Here is a 17,971-nt window from a genome sequence, read left to right as displayed (position 1 = left end):
AAATATTATCGTACTCGGTTGGATCTTTGGAGTGATTAGGAGCCAGGTAGATGCCCGTTCAGCAGGGGAGATGCTACCGCTCGGCCGAAATACACTTTCTGACTACCAGCAAGTGCTAGCCTTCTGTCGGGCCGGAACTCTTACGCAGGTTCCCGGTTCGCGTGGTGATGGAAGAGAAGACGGCGAACCGGATCGCCAGAAGACGACCATATTTTTTTCTTGATCAATCCCATGAAATTACTGATTCTCAACGCAATCTACAGTCGAGGTCATGATGGATCCCAAATATACAGAAGTTATTACACCAATTGAATCCATTGATCTCTATGTCGCCAATCCGAGATTTGATCCTGTCGAAGATCAGCGCTCGGCCTTACATGCTGTTTGTATTGACCAGGGCTCAAAGCTTATTCAATTGGCGGAGGATATCGTCCACTCAGGTCTCAGCCCCATCGATATTCCGATGGTGGTACAGATTGATGGACACAGTCGTTATACCGTGGTCGAGGGCAATCGAAGGGTCGCTGCACTAAAGCTATTGGCCCAACCTACACGGATCGACGAAGCACCTTTGGCAGAACCTCTCAAGAAAAGATTGAAACGTCTCGCAGAGGCGTTCAAAGTTAAACACCAAGACGAGGTGAAATGCGTCCTAGCTGCGTCGGTCGAGGATGCAAAACACTGGATCCAGCTACGGCACACAGGAGAGAACAAGGGGGCGGGTGTTGTTAGTTGGGATGGTGCTTCAACAGCTCGATTCCGTGGGAATAGTCCTGGCTATGATGCACTTGAATTTGTTCGAATTAAGCTCGCAGGTGCATGTGACGCGGAAGTCCTTGACCGATTCCCGGTGACCAACTTGGAGCGATTGTTAGGAGACCCAGCATTTAGAAAATCGATGGGTCTAGAGCTTAAAGGCGGACAGCTAACCTCGACGATTGATCCCCAAACCACTGCCAAAAATCTTTATGTAGTCATGCAGGATCTCCAACAGCCAGATGTCACCGTAGGGCACGTCTACACAAAGGACGACCGAAAGGCATATCTGGCAAAGATCAAACCTCAGTTGACATCGGGAACTCCAACTAAGGAATCTTGGAAAATTGAAGGAAGGGGAAATGCTGAATCTTCACCGAATTCACCGGCTTCCACAGCCAAATCGGCTTCAGGGAAGAAGGGGTCCTTGCCCTCTTCCAAAACTCGGAATCACCTAATTCCTAGGGCAACAACATTCCCCGTGGACGCCACGAAGGCGAATGATATCTACCGCGAACTCCGGAAGCTCGATATTCGCTTGTACCCATTTTCTGTTGCAGTGATGGCCAGAGTGTTCCTCGAAATAAGTCTCGATCTGTTTATCCAGAAACATAAACTCAAAGGTGCATTGGCTGCGGTTGCAGGGAAGCAGGATCCAACACTGAGACACAAGGTTGAATGTGTTCGAACTGATCTACTAGCCAAGGGTGCTGAAAAAACTGTAATCAACTCGGCATTCACGAAGTTCACTTCTACGGATTCTCCTTTTTCAATCGGTCAGTTGCATATGGTTGTTCACAACGCGCATTTCCATCCCGATGCTGTCGGCCTGATTCGAGCCTGGGACTCTTGCGAAGGTTTTTTCTTGGCCTTATGGGACCGCATGTAGAACTGGGCCATTAATGGTGGCCACGAAGCATCTCAGCCTGTAGACTTGGGTAACCAACCGAGGCGCCCATGCCATCTCCGCTTTACTACAGCCCCCTACGTTACCCCGGGGGGAAAGGGAAACTTGCGGAGTACGTGAAGGCCGTGATCAATGTTAACGGACTTCAGGATGGTTGCTATGTAGAGCCATATGCCGGTGGCGCCGCCGTAGCGTTGGAATTGTTGCTTCTCGATCATGTCTCGAGCATCTACATCAACGATTTAAACGCATCAGTTCATGCGTTCTGGTCCTCGGTTCTTAATCGTACGGATGAACTTTGTGACCGGATCATGAAGACACCAGTAAATATGAAAACCTGGCACAAGCAGAAGTTGATTCAGGTGGAACCGGCGATTCATTCAGAGCTAGACCTCGGATTCTCGACCTTTTTCCTTAACAGGTGCAACCGATCAGGAATTATCGGTGGCGGAGTAATTGGGGGGAAAGATCAGACGGGAAAATGGAAACTGGATGCCCGGTACAACCGGGAGGCTCTCATAAGGCGGATCCAACAAGTTGGTCGATTTCGTGGGCGAATTACTCTTTCAAACTTAGATGCAGTGGATTTCTTGGCGGGTTGGAAATGCAAGGCCCCGCCAAAATCATTGATCTATCTCGACCCACCTTATTTTGTTAAGGGGCGCAGATTGTACGATAGTTTTTACTCTTCAAAAGACCATGCGGGGATTGCGAAACTGGTTCCTAGCCTTAAGGCTGTCAACTGGATCGTTTCCTATGATGACGTCCCAGAAATCAGAGATCTCTATGGAGACTTCCGGAGCATTAGATATGCCCTAAGCTATAGCGCCATGGATCGGTACAAAGGCAGCGAGGTGATGTTTTTCTCGAATGAGCTCGAAATCCCAGACATGCCACTGAATGCACCAATTCATTTAATCGCTTCCTAAGACAAATTTGCTGGATCTGATTGTGCGACGCATCACGCAGAGCCATCCTGGGTGCACCGCCAACTACCTTCGGCCTCGACAGGATCAATTCCAGGGATTTCCAACGTCAAGAATGGGGCCGCGGAGGCTCAGGGGCCAGGGTCAGAACCTCATGGCCATCGGCCGTCACGATGACGGTGTGCTCGAACTGAGCTGAAAGGCTGCCATCCACCGTTACCACACGCCAACCATCCCGGTCCAAACGCGTTTGGGCCCGTCCCTGGTTCACCATCGGCTCCACAGTGAAAGCCATGCCAGGGCGCAGGATCAGGCCGGTGCCGGGGCGCCCTGTTGGAGGGACCTCCGGGGGCTGGTGCATGTGCCGCCCGATGCCGTGCCCACAATAGTCCCGCACCACGGTGCAACCTGCCGCGTCGGCGGTGCGCTGGATTGCCCAACCGATATCTCCGAGCTGGGCACCGGGCCGAATTGCGTTGATCCCCGCCATCAAACACTGCTCCGCGGTTTCAACCACATGGCGGGCCTCAGGGCCTGGGGGGCCGATGAAGAAAGTGCGGGAGGTGTCGCCATGAAAGCCCTGGAGGCACGTGGTTACATCCACGTTGAGGATATCCCCCTCTTCCAGCCATTCCTCTGACGAGGGGATGCCGTGACACACGACGTCATTGCGGCTGGTGCAGACCGCGGCTGGGAAGCCTTGAAACCCAAGCTGGCTGGGACGTCCCCCCCGGCGCCGCGTATCCTCGCGAACCAGGCGATCGATCTCAGCGGTGCACATCCCGGAGCAAAGCTGGTCCCCGACATAGGCCAGCGTGGCCGCGGCCACTGCCCCAGCCCTTCTCAGGGCGGCCAGATCACCGGAGGAATAGAGCTCGATCGACATGGAGCAACGGTAGTTCGTGTACGCAAAGCTTCGCCAATACCGATTCGGTATCGCCCCCCCTGCGGATCGCCATTACCATAAGGTCCCATGAGCCTTGAGCAGATCCACACCGTCCTGGCTGTCGCAGAAACCGGCAGCCTACGCCGCGCCGCCGAGCGCCTGCATACCACTCAGCCTCCTCTGACACGCCGCCTGGCGAGCCTGGAGGACGAGCTCGGAATCTTGCTCTTTCACCGCAACGCCAAAGGCATGTTGCTGTCCGATGCGGGCGTTCGGTTCATGCCCCATGCCCGCCGGATCCTCAGCGCCATCGAGGATGCGCGGGAGGCGTGCCTCTCCCAGCATCCCGCCCCGAGTGACCGCCAGGCAGGACAGCGATCCTGCGCGGACCCGGCGCTCCCTGCACAACAACCTCGCGGGACGGTTTCTGAAGCGGGCGGCCTTTCCATGGGGCTGACCCCCAGCGCCGAGTAGAATCCGGTGAATCCATTGGATTCACGGCCATAAGCACCATGGACTCGGATGAGGTTGGGATCTCTGGACGGATCTGCTGGCGTCGAGGGTGCAGGGGGCTCAGGTGCTGGATGCCGACGGGACTCCTTGCGGCCAAATACGTTGCTCAGCAGACCCATGCTGCCTCGATCTCCAGTGCGATCCTGAGGCGCCTGCAACAATCCCTCTGGAGTGGGTCGAACTCCGATGGTTGCCCCAGAGCTATCCCTCTCGACTTGGGCCAGGGTCCACGAGACGGTGATTCTGGACCTCCCTTGCGGTCGCCTGGGAGCCCAGATGGCGTTCTCTGTTTCTGCGGACTTTTTTGGGGCGTGAGAAAAGTCGCATAAATACAAGATGTGTTACCGGTCATGACGACCCTAAAACGGCCGCTTCTGACCGAGATCAAATCGGGCTCGGAGTGGCTGATTGGTAACACCGGGGCCACTCTTCGCGCCCCAGCGGGGGTCGAGAACCAGAGAACTCCAAGGTCAGGCCGGTAATCTCAGATGGCGCTAGGAAATTCTGAGAATAGGTGAAGAGCGCGTTTGCTTGTCCAAAAGATTGGGATCATTGGACCAAAGTGCCTTGCTGGGTAACCCGAGCATTATCAAAAAAAGCGCCTGACTGAAGTCAGGCGCGTGTTTGGTAGGGCTAACGGGATTTGAACCCGTGTTACCGCCGTGAAAGGGCGGTGTATGACCCTTTCTGACCCTTCCTGGATTTGTGAGCAATTTTGTAAATATATGAAAAACAAGAAACAAATAATCAGGATGGTTCTGGGCGGCCCCTGAAGGCTCAATATCGGTTTGCAGTAAGTTTGCAGTAAATTCTCTGGCAGGATGGTCACCCAGAGGATGACCATGGCCAAGAGACAAGCCACCCCCAAGATGGACACCCCCACGGCTCGGGCAAAGAACTGCAAGCCGCGCCATGAGCCCTACTGGGAGGTGATCGAGGAGGGATGCGCCCTTGGGTATCGCCGGGGAAAGCGCGGTGGGGTTTGGTACGCCAAGTACTACCTCCCCGAGGCCAAGCCACCCCGGAAGCAGAAGGACATCGGCTTTGCCGATGACAGCGGGGCTCCGGCACATATCAAGACCCTGACCTACGGCGAGGCGAAGGAAGCTGCTTTGGCATGGCGTAAGGCCGAGGCAGAGGCGCTTGCTGCTCCAGCCTCAGGGGCTCCGAAAGAGCCGTACACCGTGCGCAAATGCATGGCGGACTACATGAGCAGCTACGAGAAGGCCGGTGGCCGTGCCAGCAAGGACACGCTCCGCGTGATCAATGCCCACATCCTTCCCGCTTTCGGCGACCACTTGGTTGAGAAGCTTACAAGGTCACTAATCCAGGAGTGGTTCGAGGATCTCGCAGATACGCCCGCGAGACTGCGCACCGCCAAAAGCGCTGAGCAGCGGTTCCGGGAATTGCCTGACGATTTTGAGGCCAAGCGCCGCCGGAGAAGTACCGCCAACCGAATCCTGACAGTGTTGAAAGCGGCTCTGAACAAGGCCTTGGAAATGGAGAGAGTGAGTTGTCCGAATACGGCTTGGCGGATGGTCAAACCGTTCAGGAAGGCCGATAGCGCCCGGCTTCGGTTCCTGTCTGTCGATGACCAGAAGACGCTGGTGAACGTCTGCCCGCCTTATTTCAAGAAACTTGTCCAGGCGGCGCTGTTCACAGGGGCGCGCTACGGCGAGTTGTCCCGACTCATGCATGTTCGAGATTTCCATGAGCGCACCGGGCAGGTTTTCGTGACTTCCGAAACGAAGTCAGAAGAGAGTCGCTACATTGCGCTCAGCGATGAGGGCATTGCCTTTTTCAAGGACATCGTGGAAGGCCGGAAGAAGTCCGAGCGCATGTTCCTGACGGAAGGGGGCGAGGAATGGAAGCGCGGCCACCAGGTTCGACCAATGAACCAGGCGGTTAAGGACGCTGGGATCGAAGACGGTCTCTCCTTCCACGAACTGAGGCATACCTATGCTTCAACGCTGATCATGGCTGGCGTGCCGTTGGCCGTGGTGGCTGAGCAGCTTGGCCACAAGGGTACGCGTATGGTGGACAAGCACTACGGCCACTTGGCGAAGAAGTACGTCACGGACACGATCCGCCAGCTATCGCCGCTGTTGCGTTTGTCAGAATGAGTCAGTCCCAAGGGCTATTCTGAACGACTCCGAAGGACTGGTGCTTAGATGGACTATGCCCATTCAATGCCACGACCCGCTTGGTTGTACAAATCTTGGATCGTATCAGTGATCTTATTTTGGGCGTGAAGTTCAGAGACACGCTGTCGACCGATGTATTCCGAGATGAAAGGAGTTCCTTTTTTCTTCAGGGTTGAAATTGCGTTGCGGAAGAAGTCCGGATCGCCAGATTCCATGATTCCCTGAAGGATGATCCCGGCGTTGGGCCAGCCAAACTCTGTGAGGATTTGATGGCCTAGATCGAGCCAACCTGCAGGGCTCGTAAGACCGTGCTTGGCCAATGCACTGGCGAAGAGCCAAAGAGTTTCGATTTGTAGTTCCCGCCCCGATACAAGATCCTTCTGCAAGGTCGTAGCTGCTATTTGGAAATCATTAAAGCTGATGCTTTTGTCGATACCAAAAGGTTCCTGCATTGTGGCTCCTAGGTTGGAAAACATGAGAAGGATGAGGTTGGGATCGATCTGGAGGAGTCTATTCTATGCTTTTCCATCCAGTCTTGAAGGCCTCTAGTAGGCGTGCGGCTTCTTCCAGACGGGCACTGGAATCCTGGGAGTCTCGTTCCCGCAGGAAGTAGTCCAGCATCTTCTGCATGGACGGCGGTTCCAGCGCTTCGCTGATCACGTCGCGCAGCCGGTCGTCTGCGAGATGTGCCACCTGCTTGCCAAGGATGAAGGCGGCGGCGGGTTCTGCCCTGAAATCATAGCGATCCATGGCATCCGGATGGCTGTCGTACAGTTCCTGGTCGGTGAGCACGTGGGAATACTGGTGGAGGAGTTCCATGAAGTCCACAGCATCGCGGCCCAACCTGGCGTCGCCCCGGTCCATCCAGGCGACCAGCTTCATGCAGGCCAGCCCTGGACCTGAGGCCAGGGGCACCCATTTTGTTTCGTCCAGACGAAGATGAATGGCGGATGCGAGTGCCTGGGGGTAGCCCAGGACGCGCATCAAATGGCTGCCATCAGGAGGCCAAGCCAGGGCTCCATCGGGTCCGGCGATGGCGCCGAAGGGCACGAGATCCACTTTGGTTTCGAGTCCCGTACCGGGATCCCGATGGATCATTCGCTGGGTTTCTTTGGGGTCGGGCCGGAAGGTTCCTGTGCCCACCAGGGCTGAGCGCAAGGTCTCGTAGTCTTCCCAGGAGGACAGGGTGACGCCGAAGTCCACGTCTTTGGTGGCGCGGCCCGTCGCGCAGCCGTGGCCGTAATACAACAGGATCTCGCGGGCCATTCCGCCCGTGAGCAGGTAGTCGATACCTCGGCTCCGGAAGAGATCGTCCAGGTCCCGCAGCAATCGGTCCAGACGCAGGTCCAAGGGGCGCTTGAGGTCAAGCCAGGTAGTGGTCATGGATCCTCCGGGCTTCCTCCAGGGTGCGAGGATCTCCGATGGTCAGGAGGTCCGTATAGACCAATAGCGGGGGCGCGATGCCTTCGGGGATTTCCGGTGCAGGGGGGAAGTCCCAGAAGACATCCAGCACTTCGATGAGACCCTGGGGATCCGCTCGGAGCCGATGTTTCGCCAGGAAATCCTTCCGGTCCTCGGGAAGGTAGATCGTGACGGTCTTGGGGATCAGATCGCCATGCAGCTTGGCCGCGGCTATCTCCCCTCCCCAGAAGCCACCGAAGGCCCCTGGGTTTGCGTTCTCCCACCAGGTGTCGTCCTTGGCTGCAAAGCGGCGAACGCGCAGGCGTTCGCGCAGGCGAAGGGGGTAGTTGGTCGTCCAGGCTTGGATGACGCGCTGACGGTCGATCCAGCGGCGCTCGCCCACGATGTCCACCAGGAAGCCATGTTCCCGGAGATCCGTCAGGATCCAGCCCACCGTTCCCAGCGCCACGCCCGCCGCTTTGGCCAGGTCTCGATAGGGGGCTTGCACTAGCTTGGGGGCTGCCAGGAGAGCGAAGACCACCCTAAGGCCAGTCCGATCGAAAGCGCGCATGGGCTTCTCGGGCCGCAGCAGCGCCTTGTCGGGTTTTTGTCCTGTCACCAGGGCGTAGAGGCCCTCCCTTTTGAGGAAGGCATTCCCGGCGGCGTCCATGAAGGGCAACCCGATGCTCTGGCACTGCCGGGCCAACTCGGGGGCCAGGTAAGGAACCATGAGCAGGCCCGCGTTCGCGAATCCCTGGATTTGAGCTTGTACGCCGTGGAGCATGGCCAGTCGGTCCACCCGGTTCTTGCACTCCACGTCGAAGACCCATTGGCGAGGACCGTCGATGATCCTGACTCGCCCATCCGGGCCTAGGTGGTCTTCAATCGGTTCACGGATGGCCTGGAGTCCGGTCTGAGCCTCGAATCGCGCCAGGGCGGCATCTATCAGCTCAACTTCTCGATGAATGATCATGTTCAATCCCTTGCGATGTCCTTGATCCGTGAACGTAATTCAATAATGAACATCGCGTTGAAACGGGAATTGGTCAAGGGTTTGTTCAAAAAAAATATATGTTCACGAATTGTGAACATATATAATTAATGAACGGTCTTGAAAGGGCGAAACATTGAGCGAAAGGAGCATCAAATAACCCTAAATACCAACCAAACCCCACATCTCGGAGTGGGCTCCATATGTCGCAAGTGCTTAGGAAGTCGTGATGATGTGCACTCATCTTCAGCTTCAAATAAATCGATAGGAACGATTTAGGGGTTTCGGTGAGCAATATAGCTGGTTCTGGGACCCGATTGGAGGTCCTGAAGAAGGACCTATTCGACCAAGGGGCCCAGTTCTTTTCTCGATTTTGGCTTCCTCGAATTTTTGAAGAATTCGCAACGGGGGATTCGCCGCCCGAAGAACTCCTGGCCTTTGTGATTCGGATCCTCCTCTGGAAGGAGGTCTTCCATGGCAATCTCCAGATCTTGCAACAGCAGCCCATCGAAGTTGAGCGAGTCTGTGGGTCTGTAAAATACAAACCGGATTTCGTGGTGATTCAAAAAGAAACCGGTGCCAAAGTCATTATCGAATGCGATGGATTCAGCTATCACGATCGTAATTCGAAACAATTTGAATATGAGCGAAGACGGGAACGAGAACTCCAACGATTGGGCTATCGAATCTATCGATTCAGCGCAACGGAGCTATTCCGAGACCCCTGGGAAGCTGGGTTGGAGCTTGTAGACGCCATCACCGCTTGGCCGGAGTTCCGAAATCTAGATTTGCCAGAGAACCTTCGAGAGCTGGCTATCGAATTGATCAATGGAGCCCCAGAATCCGCAGAAGCTATTGGTGAGGACACGGAATTAGAGGAATGCGAGATTGAGGTCGGCGTAACCAGCGATTCATCCGATGCGCTCAATCGAAATGGCTCATTGGAAGACCTGGTCGAACCGGAATTAGAGGCGCTGCTTACCCCAGAAAAGATGGGAGCCTACATTGCCGAAATCAGGACCATCCTGCCTTACCCGACGTATACGTTTGTAGCCCGCGTCCTCCAGGGCACACAACTAACCCGGGTTCGAAGGATCTCCGAGCAGCTCTCCTGCTTCGGAATACTTTCAAAATCGCGGTTTCCAAAGCTCCTCCGAAAGCAGTTAAAATTTCTGATCGTTCCATTCCTCACCCATCCGCCCTCATCTAAGCTACTAACGGAGATGGAGCCAATCTCCCGTAACGATGATCGGATGCGAATGTTCGATCGTCTGATGGAGCTAGGGATCTCGGTCACTCCAAAATCCGGGGCATGTGTACTTCTGGGCGTATTCGTGGAAGGTTGGCCTGCAAGCGTCCGAGAGTATGAATTGTTTGGGTCCTTAGCAAGCACAGACATGAAGCCTGCTCCAGACCTGCTTGCGGACATGTTGAACCCTGACTTCGAGTCGTGGGCTTCAGTGCGAATTGTCCCTGCCGTGCCCGATCGGATTGAAGGGGAGACGCTTTTGGAAGAGACGCGCAAGGGGTTCGTGAACTGCCCACTAATGAGACCTGATACTGTATTAAAGGAGGAACAGAGGACAGTACGTAAGAGTTATCGAAGAGCCTGGGAACCCTGGACCAAGGCGGAGAACGAAATCCTGCTTCGGTGTCTACGAACGACCAAAGATCCTGAGAGGCTCGCAATGGTATTTCTGAGAGCCTCCGCCTCATTGAAAAAACACCTGCGAACCCTTCCTGATGAGGAGAGAGAAACGCATGACCAGAATGAGGCCTTAGCAGGGTCCTGAAGAGTCTATGGAGTGGCTTACCAAGAGAAATGGTGATGACCACATGAGCACTCTTGCCCCTCAGCAGGAAGGTATGGGGCAGGGCTGAAGACAGCCTATGGGGGGAGGGGAAACGCACTTTCAGGAAGGCCTGAACCCCCCCACTCTCACCAAAATCCCGGGATGAAGGGGCTAGGCTACTCGGCGGCGTCGATATCCGCCTCGTTCTCAATGGCGGCGAAATAGGTTTCATCAATTTCGATCAACGTTTGGGGCCGCTTCTTCACGCCGACGCCATGCTTCAGAAGCAACTCCATGAGCTTGTCGCCATCAATAAGAGTGATTGGTGCGGCGCCAGGGAATAGGGCTGCATCCTCGCAGCCCTTGGCAAAACGTCCCAGGGTTATGACGGTGCCGCGGATGGCCTGGTGATAGGGCAAAGCGCCGCGCAGCTGGTCGATGATAGGGCGGGTGATCGAACCCTGCTGGCGTTTGACCTGTACCACCTCCTTGATCTGGGTGATGCCGAACTGGAAGTGCGCCACCACGTCAATACCCTTGTCACCACTCTGCTTTGTGACCACCACATCTTCGTAGTCCATCGCCTCCAGCAGATCCTTGATTAGACCCTCGAAACGGTAGGGGTTCATCTTGCCGAGCCGTTCACGCAGGGCCTTGCTCTGCGCGTCGTTATATTGCTTTATCGAGCTCAGCACCAGATGGTGAGGTTGTTGGGCGGCAGGGGTAGTGGTGTCGGTGGCGTAGGCTATGCCCTTATCAGTGATCGTGTAGGTATTGCCTTCGCGACTAATGTAGCCACGCTTGACTAGGTTCTGGATTCTTCGGCGCAGGGTGTCTTTTATGGTCGAGGGTGTCCCGAATTTAGAGTTTGCAAGCAGGAACTCGCCCCATTCATCGAGCAAGTCCCCACGCTTGGCTGGTGAATGAGCGGCCAGGATGGTTAGGAGTTTGGGGAGGCCCTCTGCCTCGTCCAATTTTCGAACGACAGTAGGATCATTCGCCTTAAATGCGGCCCCAATCTTGGAAAGCCGATAAATCCCGCTTGTGTCTGGACTGAGCAGGTCATAGGTATTGATGAAGAGATAAGCGCCATACACATGGCGCGGATTCACAGTATTAGAGCTTTCATCCCAGATTCGCTGTGCCAGTTTCCGGGCTGACCCGGTAAGCCGTTCGCCGATCCACTCATCCGGGTTGCTCCAGTCAACGGGGTTCTGTGGTGTGCCGGTTTGATCCCAGATGGTATTCAGAAAGTCGAGGAAATCTGCCTTCGTGGTAGCACCGGCCATGATGTCCATCAACTTGTATACATCCGAGTAGCTCGGGAAGAGGGGAGTTCGGACGACATACTCTTTGGGCTCAGCCATGCTGCTCTCCGGCTCTACTGGGGGCGGTCTCTTGGTTGGCTGTGGACCGGGTGCCTGTGATTATGACCTATTGATTGGTTGGATTACCCAAGGCGGCCTCTCGGAGGGAACCCTTCCCCTTGGAGGCCGTTTCGCTTTGCGTCCCTCTTCCAGCGACCGCTCTTGCTCTGCCATGACGGAAATGAGGCGAGGCTGAATGGAGGGGGGAGAATTTGGCTGGGAGGAAGGCCGAGATCCCCGCATTTCCCCTGAAACCCAACCGATGTTGGTCTACCTTGACTCGCCACCAGGAACACTTCAGTGGGACTCCTGGGGAACGAGGAGGATGCCCTATGCGTTACCTGGTGACGATGACAATTGATATCGAAGAAGTTCAGGGAAGTCGGACTGCGAGGGCTGTCGAGAAGCCCGTCGAAAAACCTGTAGAGAAGCCAAAACCAGAACCCACTGGAACGAAGCTCTTGGACGGTATTCAGCCCATGGTCTATGGAGTGAGGGATGCCGGAAGGATTCTGGGGATTTCACGGTCCTCCGTCTATGTCCTTCTGAAATCAGGTTTGCTCACCCCAGTTCGCATTGGACGGCGCCTTCTCTTCACTGAGAGTGAGCTGCGAGCCTTTGTCGAGAAGAATCGCGGGTAGTAGACGATCAGGAGGCTCCTGCCAGCCGAATTCCAGATGGGTCCTGTTGGTTCTTGTTGTATCTGGTTGGTTCAATTGCTTTTGGCTGATTGACCAGAAGCGACGAACTCTTACCCTGAGCTTGCACGAAGGGTGATGCAAGGCGATTGAAAGATCGAACCCTTTGGGTGGCAAGTTCGGCGTGGCGCGTGACTGTGGCGCCCGATGGGCAACGCCCTGTCTTTCGACAGGTTGGGAGTGGTGCATTCGCGTGGCGCGATGCAGTGAACGCAACAGGAGCTGCAACATGAACGAACGGAAAAGCCGATCAGTGCTGGGTGGAAGCGATGCCAGCAATGTGGTGCATGCACGAGTGGGTGCCGAGAACAGTGGCGTGCTGGAGGAGCTTGCGCGGCGGCAGGGGGTAAGCCGCACGCAGGCGCTGAAGAACCTTCTGGGCGACGCACGAGAGCGCATGGCGGAAGAGGCCTTTGGGCCGCGGCTTGATGCCCTCGCTCGGACTCTCACTGGAGTCATCGAGCAACAGGCTCGCCATGCCACCCGTATCGAGGCCCTGGTGGCGATCATCCGCAAGGTGGAGGAGGGCCAAGCCGAGCGAGAGGCGCAGATCCTCCAGACGCTGGCGGTGACGGTGAGCCTCTGCCAGCACACCTACGCCTACCTGATGGGCGTAGTGGAGTCGAGCCCACGGGCGGGGGACATCACCGCCTCCGGTAAGGCCAAGCTCCAGACCCTTCGCGGGGAGGGTTGAGATGGCCATCATCAAGCCCGGCTTTCAACCTGGGTTCCGGGGCCGCACGACTCCACCCAGTCTGAGCCGACGAGCCCATTACCTGGCAGCCCAGCAGGGGCGAGATTCGGCGCGGCTCCTGGGCATGGAGGGACACGAACTCACCCCGACCCAAGGCATCGAGGCCATGGGTGGGAAGTCGGCACCGTACCACGAGATCATCGTGGCCCCCTCTGAGGCGGAGTGTCGGACGATCCTTGGGCGGAATCCTTCCGATCCTTCGAGGGCGGCAGAAGAGGCTGGCCAGCGCCTGGCCAAGGCCTACGCCGAGGGCCGCCCCTACCTTCTCGCCATCCACGAGCAGGATGGGCGCTTCCACTTTCACATTGCCGTGCGCGGGAGCATGCCCGAGCAGGCCCTGGGGCGCCACGGGTCCATGCAGAAGCACTGGGATCGAGAGCTGTTCGGGGACGAACCGAGGATCCAGGACTGGGATGCCCATCAGCGGTTCAAGGCGGAGAAGGTCCGGCTCCAGGAGGTCGTCCGGGAGCAGAGGGAGAACGAACGCCAGCGCCGGGAGGCCGTGAAACGGGCCGCACCCGGGCGCAAGGCCGAAGCTGCCCGGCCCTTCGAGCGGAAGGCTCGGCTCCTCATCGAGCGGCGCTTCCTGACGGAGACGGCCGCGCTGCGGGCCCGCTACGAGTCCCGGGGAATGCTCGGCAGCCCGCGGCACCAGGCGGAGCTGGAGCAGGCGGAGCATCGCCGCACGGGGGCCGTGCGTCGGCTGGAAAAGCGGGAGACCTCCCGGGAGCTTGGCGTGGCCAAGGCTCGTTTCAGCCGGGCCGTGGATCAGGGCGGTCGCGTGGTGCAGCGTGGGGCCCGAGTGGCTGGTCGTGTCGGACGGATGGCCCTGGACAAGGCCATGAAGGAACTCGGGGTTCCTGCCCCACTCCGCAAAGTGAGTCGTGCGGGTCTGGTACTTGCCCAGGAGGCGACCCAGGCCACGCTCCGGGCCTCCATGGAGGCGGCCAAAGCCGCAGCCCGGAGCGGGATCCATGTGGGTCAGGCCTCCGTCAAGCTGGCCACGGGTCTGGTGGCGGCCCTTCCGACCGCTGGAGCCTCCCTGAAGGTGGCCGGAAAAGAAGCTGGCCGGGACCTGATCCAGGCCGGCAAGGAAGCTGGCCACGGTGCGGCTCGAACTGGAGCCGAACTGGGCAAGGGAGCTGGCCGTGCTGTGGCCGCAGGCAGCCGTGAGCTGCTGCCCCAGGAGGTCCAGGCGGGAGTCCAGATGGCCGCAACGACAGCCCGGACGGCGGCAGGCGCCACCAAGGATCTCGTCACCCTCTCTCCCCTTTCGCTGGGCAGAACCCTGGCGGGAGGGGCCACGGACCTGGGCGCCACGGCGGCTCGGAATGCTGGCCTGACAGCCAAACTCCCCGAGCCCGTGCGCCGGGCCCTGCAAGTGATCGGATGGCTTCCCATCGTGGGGAGCGTCTCGAAGGTCGCCGAGGTGGCGGCCGAAACCACGCAAACCGTCGCTAATGCCGCATCTCGCGGCGTGGAGGTTGAACGATGACGGATGTTGTTTACCAATTCCTTTTCGCCTGGAAGACCTGGGGAGCCAGGCTGCTCATGCCCCTCGGTCTCCTTGGGCTCCTCTGGGTGTTCATTCGCTGGTACTTCGTGGAGCACGAGAATCCGCTGGCACTCCTTCACCGCCGCTTCGAGTGGCCCACTCGCTGGCTGCTCCAGCATCGGCGGTCCCCGAAGGTGCTTCCGCTGAGCCTGGCTCTTCTTGGCCTCGGCACGGGCATGTTCTGGGGCATCGGCCAGCGGACCTTCGTCCTCTGGGCCTACGAGAACGGCTTTCTCTTTCTGGCCATTCATGCCGCCCTGGCCATGCTCGCCGTGGCGGTCTGGGTCACCTGGGACCGCGAGCCCAAGCATGTGAAGAAGGGCGTCGGTCTTGCGGACACGAGGTTCCGAGATGTGCCCGAGGATTGGGGCATTCGCAGGGTTGAGGGAGATAAGACCTACCTCGATCCTCGCCCTACCGCGGAAATCCTGGTCTATCGCAGCCCTTCCAGGCTGGCCTGTCGCCTGGTGGGGGGCAGCCAGCATCGGGAGGGGGACCTCACCCTCTTGTCCCTCCGGTGGGACATCCTCAGCCAGCACATGCTCGTGGTGGGCCCCCAGGGTTCGGGCAAGACCGCGAGCTTCTATGCGCCCATCATGTATTCGTCCCTCGTACCCTGGATCTACCAGGACAGCAAGGCCGAACTACCCTTCCGCGAATCCTTCAAGGACAGGCCTGTGTTCGGCCTCGATGTGCGGGGGTATGCCACCCGCAGTCTTGTCTGGAACCCTCTGGAGGAGATCCGCAGCACCGAGGATTTCGACCTGCTGGTGGATTACCTCTTCCCGAAGAATCCCAACGATCCGAACGCCTGGGTCCGGGATATGGCCCGCGTGATCTTCGGGGCGGTGCTGCGCTCGAATCGCTGGGACAGCATCCAGGAGATCTCGCGGACGCTCCGGAAGACCCGGCTGGAGCCCTTCCTGGCCATGCTCGATCCCATCTACCTGGACACAATGAAGGAACCCAAGAGCCAAGTTCCCGTGCTTCAGGACCTGGTGGTGACGTTGAGCCGGTGGGAGACGGAGCGGGTCCGCAGCATCACGGAAGGTCGGAGCACCGCCACCCTGGACGACTTCATCGCCAGGGGCGGCTACATCATGAACTGCGAGGACAGCGACGCCCTGAAGGTGCCTGTCCATGTCTTCTGGGCCATGCTGCTCGGTCGGCTGCGCAACCGGCCACAGGGCTCCTCGAAGATCCTTCTCCTGATGGACGAGTTCGGGGACTGCGGGCGCATTCCCAATATCCAGAAGTCCCTCGTGCTCCTGAGGACTCGGGGGGTGGCCATCCTGGCGGCGATCCAGAACCTTGGCCTGCTCCAGAATGTCTATCCCCATGAGTGGAAGGCCGTGATGAAGGGGTTCGGTACCCGGGTCTGGCTGGCCAGGAACCTGGAGGATGAGCTTCGTCAGCAGCTTTCTACGGGCATCGGCAAGTACACCCGCCGTATTCCTCCGGCCAACAAGAACGCCAATGAGACCGACAAGGAAGCCGATCTCATGCCCCTGGATGCCTGGGCTCAGTGGTCAGAGCTTCGGGTGGCCCTGGGGAGGCTTCACGGCTACACCTACTGGTTCCCGGTGCCCATCGAAATCCCGGACACGCCCCTTGGTAAGCCGGTGGTGGCGGCGGATCCCTGGGAGGAGGCCGAGGCGCTGGCGATGGAGGCCCTCCAGGAGGTGACGCCGGAGGACTGGAAGCCCGAACCGCTTCCGGTTCCGGGAGAGCTGGTGACCTCCCACGCTTCCGTCGAGGCGCTCGTAGTCCCGGCGGGGGAGGAGTGGCTGTGAGCGGTCAGGGGTGGATGGACTATGCGCGGGAGCAGGTCGAGGACAGTCGAGCCCACGGTGAGGGGTGGGCCGACATTGTCGTGGACCTCCAGGGCGAGGGGATCGGGGAGGAGGTGATCGCCGAGGTGCTGCGCGAACGTCAGGCCTGGGCCGAGGAGGCCCAGGAATGGAAGCAGCATGGTTTCCCCTACGAGGAGATCGTGCTGCATCTCCGGGAGGAGGTGGCCGCTCCTTGGGGAGATGTGGCTCACGCGCTCATGTCCACTGGGATGATCTCGCCGGATGTGCTGCGGGTGGTGCTACCGCTCATGGGTGAGGAATCGCCACTCCCCGTGGTGCAAGCCGCACTGCTGGAGGGCCCTGAAGACTCCAACGAGGCCGAGGCCTGGGAGGTGATCGGCTACTTCTTTCCGGAGATCAGCCGGGATGATGGAACGGGAGCCTTGGAGGAGGCTCCGGCCTAGGTTTCGAAGGGGCACATGGCGTCAGGGCGCGCGGGAGGCGATCTTCCGTGCGCCTTTTCTCGTGGGAGAAGGTGGGCGAGGTGTGGCGTCCCTGCCCATGCCGGAGCGGGCACTGCCGGATGTCCTAATCCCGCGCCGCGGCGACCCTACCCGCTCTCTGCCCGGTTCGCTGCGCTGCCCGGTTCGTTCCCGGTCCGGCCCTGGGGAGCGGGGGGCCCCGGCGGTTTCGTGCCCCGATCCGGCGGGCACGGAGAAACGCCATGACATCTTCCACCCTTCCCCTCTTCGATCAATCGAACGCCACCGTTCCCGCGCAGATCCGTAGTTTCCCCGTCTCCGAAACCGTCGCCCTCTACGGGCCGGAATCCCTCTCGGATGCGCAGATCATCGAAGCCATGCTGAATCGCGTCCGTCCTGGGCGGGCCGAAGAGATCCTCCGCCAGGTCGAGAACCTGGGGCGTCTGGTAGCCCTGGGACCTGCTGAACTACAGGCCCTTGGGCTCACGAAGGGCGAGATGGCTCGCTTCGCGGTCCTCCAGGAGGTGCAGCGCCGCTCCACTCGGAGCCTCGAACGCCCCCGCATTTCCTCCCCCAGGGCCGCCGGAAGCTACCTGCTGCCCAAGGTCCAGGGCTGGACTGAGGAACGCTTCGGGATGCTGGCCCTCAACGCCAAGGGCGAACTGCTCGCTGACCGCATCCTGAGCCAGGGCACCGCCACTGCGACCCTCATCAGCCCCCGGGAGTTCTTCCGTGAAGCGCTCCGGTTCGGTGCCACCACGGCCTTGGCTTGGCACAACCACCCCTCGGGGGATCCTACCCCCTCCCGCGAGGACTTGGCCCTCACGACCCGTCTGCGCTCTGCCGGTGAGAGTCTGGGCGTGCCTCTGGCGGACCATGTGGTCTTGGGCAGCGACCGCTGGCACAGCTTCCGGGCGTCGGAGGGGTGGGATTCCCACTGAGAGGAGATCCTGGTCTCCTCGACACTGGTCACATTGCAGAAAGGGCGGGCCTTCCGAAGGCCTG

General features: G+C 58.7%; 17 protein-coding genes. 11 read left to right on the top strand and 6 right to left on the bottom strand.

The window, feature by feature from the left end; genetic code table 11:
• The first annotated feature begins 271 nt into the window (after positions 1-271).
• Together Q9293_RS14340 and Q9293_RS14335 are read left to right on the top strand one after the other, a co-directional pair.
• A complete protein-coding gene (locus Q9293_RS14340) occupies positions 272-1,645 on the top strand; it encodes a ParB/Srx family N-terminal domain-containing protein (protein ID WP_306247686.1) in 1,374 nt (457 codons plus the stop codon).
• A gap of 134 nt (positions 1,646-1,779) precedes the next feature.
• Positions 1,780-2,592, top strand: coding sequence for a DNA adenine methylase (locus tag Q9293_RS14335; RefSeq protein ID WP_306247684.1), 813 nt, complete (start codon positions 1,780-1,782; stop codon positions 2,590-2,592).
• Between the two features lie 106 nt (positions 2,593-2,698).
• Here Q9293_RS14335 and map read toward each other — a convergent pair whose 3' ends face one another.
• Entirely contained in the window at positions 2,699-3,475 is a 777-nt protein-coding gene (map, locus tag Q9293_RS14330) for a type I methionyl aminopeptidase (protein WP_306247681.1), read from the bottom strand.
• A gap of 87 nt (positions 3,476-3,562) precedes the next feature.
• Here map and Q9293_RS14325 point away from each other — a divergent pair, with 87 nt between their 5' ends.
• Positions 3,563-3,949, top strand: coding sequence for a LysR family transcriptional regulator (locus Q9293_RS14325; RefSeq protein WP_306247679.1), 387 nt, complete (start codon positions 3,563-3,565; stop codon positions 3,947-3,949).
• Positions 3,950-4,824: 875 nt separating this feature from the next.
• Entirely contained in the window at positions 4,825-6,111 is a 1,287-nt protein-coding gene (locus Q9293_RS14320; protein WP_306247677.1) for a site-specific integrase, read from the top strand.
• A 53-nt stretch (positions 6,112-6,164) separates the two neighbouring features.
• Here Q9293_RS14320 and Q9293_RS14315 read toward each other — a convergent pair whose 3' ends face one another.
• Genes Q9293_RS14315 through Q9293_RS14305 form a run of 3 tightly spaced genes read right to left on the bottom strand, consistent with a single transcriptional unit; the run spans position 6,165 to position 8,506 of the window.
• Entirely contained in the window at positions 6,165-6,584 is a 420-nt protein-coding gene (locus tag Q9293_RS14315) for a hypothetical protein (protein ID WP_306247675.1), read from the bottom strand.
• A 58-nt stretch (positions 6,585-6,642) separates the two neighbouring features.
• Entirely contained in the window at positions 6,643-7,515 is an 873-nt protein-coding gene (locus Q9293_RS14310) for a nucleotidyl transferase AbiEii/AbiGii toxin family protein (protein ID WP_306247673.1), read from the bottom strand.
• Positions 7,496-8,506: a type IV toxin-antitoxin system AbiEi family antitoxin gene (locus Q9293_RS14305; protein WP_306247671.1), complete on the bottom strand. Its 1,011-nt coding sequence runs from the start codon at positions 8,504-8,506 to the stop codon at positions 7,496-7,498. Before Q9293_RS14305 ends, Q9293_RS14310 begins: the two co-directional genes overlap by 20 nt.
• A 335-nt stretch (positions 8,507-8,841) precedes the next feature.
• Between Q9293_RS14305 and Q9293_RS14300 the strand changes: the two genes are divergently transcribed.
• Entirely contained in the window at positions 8,842-10,317 is a 1,476-nt protein-coding gene (locus Q9293_RS14300) for a DUF559 domain-containing protein (RefSeq protein WP_306247669.1), read from the top strand.
• Positions 10,318-10,493: 176 nt separating this feature from the next.
• Here the strand turns inward: Q9293_RS14300 and Q9293_RS14295 are convergent, their stop codons facing one another.
• Positions 10,494-11,684, bottom strand: coding sequence for a restriction endonuclease (locus tag Q9293_RS14295; RefSeq protein WP_306247667.1), 1,191 nt, complete (start codon positions 11,682-11,684; stop codon positions 10,494-10,496).
• Positions 11,685-12,016: 332 nt separating this feature from the next.
• Between Q9293_RS14295 and Q9293_RS18705 the strand changes: the two genes are divergently transcribed.
• Positions 12,017-12,325, top strand: coding sequence for a helix-turn-helix domain-containing protein (locus tag Q9293_RS18705; protein ID WP_372342161.1), 309 nt, complete (start codon positions 12,017-12,019; stop codon positions 12,323-12,325).
• Here the strand turns inward: Q9293_RS18705 and Q9293_RS14290 are convergent.
• Complete coding sequence (locus tag Q9293_RS14290) at positions 12,236-12,613, bottom strand: hypothetical protein (RefSeq protein ID WP_306247665.1); 378 nt, start codon at positions 12,611-12,613, stop codon at positions 12,236-12,238. The two genes, Q9293_RS18705 and Q9293_RS14290, sit on opposite strands and share 90 nt — an antisense overlap.
• Between Q9293_RS14290 and Q9293_RS14285 the strand changes: the two genes are divergently transcribed.
• From Q9293_RS14285 to Q9293_RS14265, 5 genes are all read left to right on the top strand, one after another.
• On the top strand, positions 12,612-13,076 hold the full coding sequence (locus Q9293_RS14285) for a hypothetical protein (protein ID WP_306247663.1): 465 nt from the start codon (positions 12,612-12,614) through the stop codon (positions 13,074-13,076). The genes Q9293_RS14290 and Q9293_RS14285 overlap by 2 nt on opposite strands.
• 1 nt (position 13,077) lies before the next feature.
• Entirely contained in the window at positions 13,078-14,631 is a 1,554-nt protein-coding gene (locus Q9293_RS14280) for a hypothetical protein (protein ID WP_306247661.1), read from the top strand.
• Positions 14,628-16,484 (top strand): type IV secretory system conjugative DNA transfer family protein, encoded by a 1,857-nt coding sequence (locus tag Q9293_RS14275; RefSeq protein WP_306247659.1) that lies wholly within the window; start codon positions 14,628-14,630, stop codon positions 16,482-16,484. The genes Q9293_RS14280 and Q9293_RS14275 overlap by 4 nt, the downstream gene beginning before the upstream one ends.
• Positions 16,481-16,948, top strand: coding sequence for a hypothetical protein (locus tag Q9293_RS14270; RefSeq protein ID WP_306247656.1), 468 nt, complete (start codon positions 16,481-16,483; stop codon positions 16,946-16,948). Before Q9293_RS14275 ends, Q9293_RS14270 begins: the two co-directional genes overlap by 4 nt.
• Positions 16,949-17,208: 260 nt before the next feature.
• Complete coding sequence (locus Q9293_RS14265; RefSeq protein ID WP_306247654.1) at positions 17,209-17,907, top strand: RadC family protein; 699 nt, start codon at positions 17,209-17,211, stop codon at positions 17,905-17,907.
• Positions 17,908-17,971 lie beyond the last annotated feature (64 nt).

The organism is Geothrix sp. PMB-07, from assembly GCF_030758935.1.
Lineage (GTDB): Bacteria > Acidobacteriota > Holophagae > Holophagales > Holophagaceae > Geothrix.
Note: the sequence above shows the minus strand (reverse complement) of the source record. Positions and strands in the feature narration are given on the sequence as shown.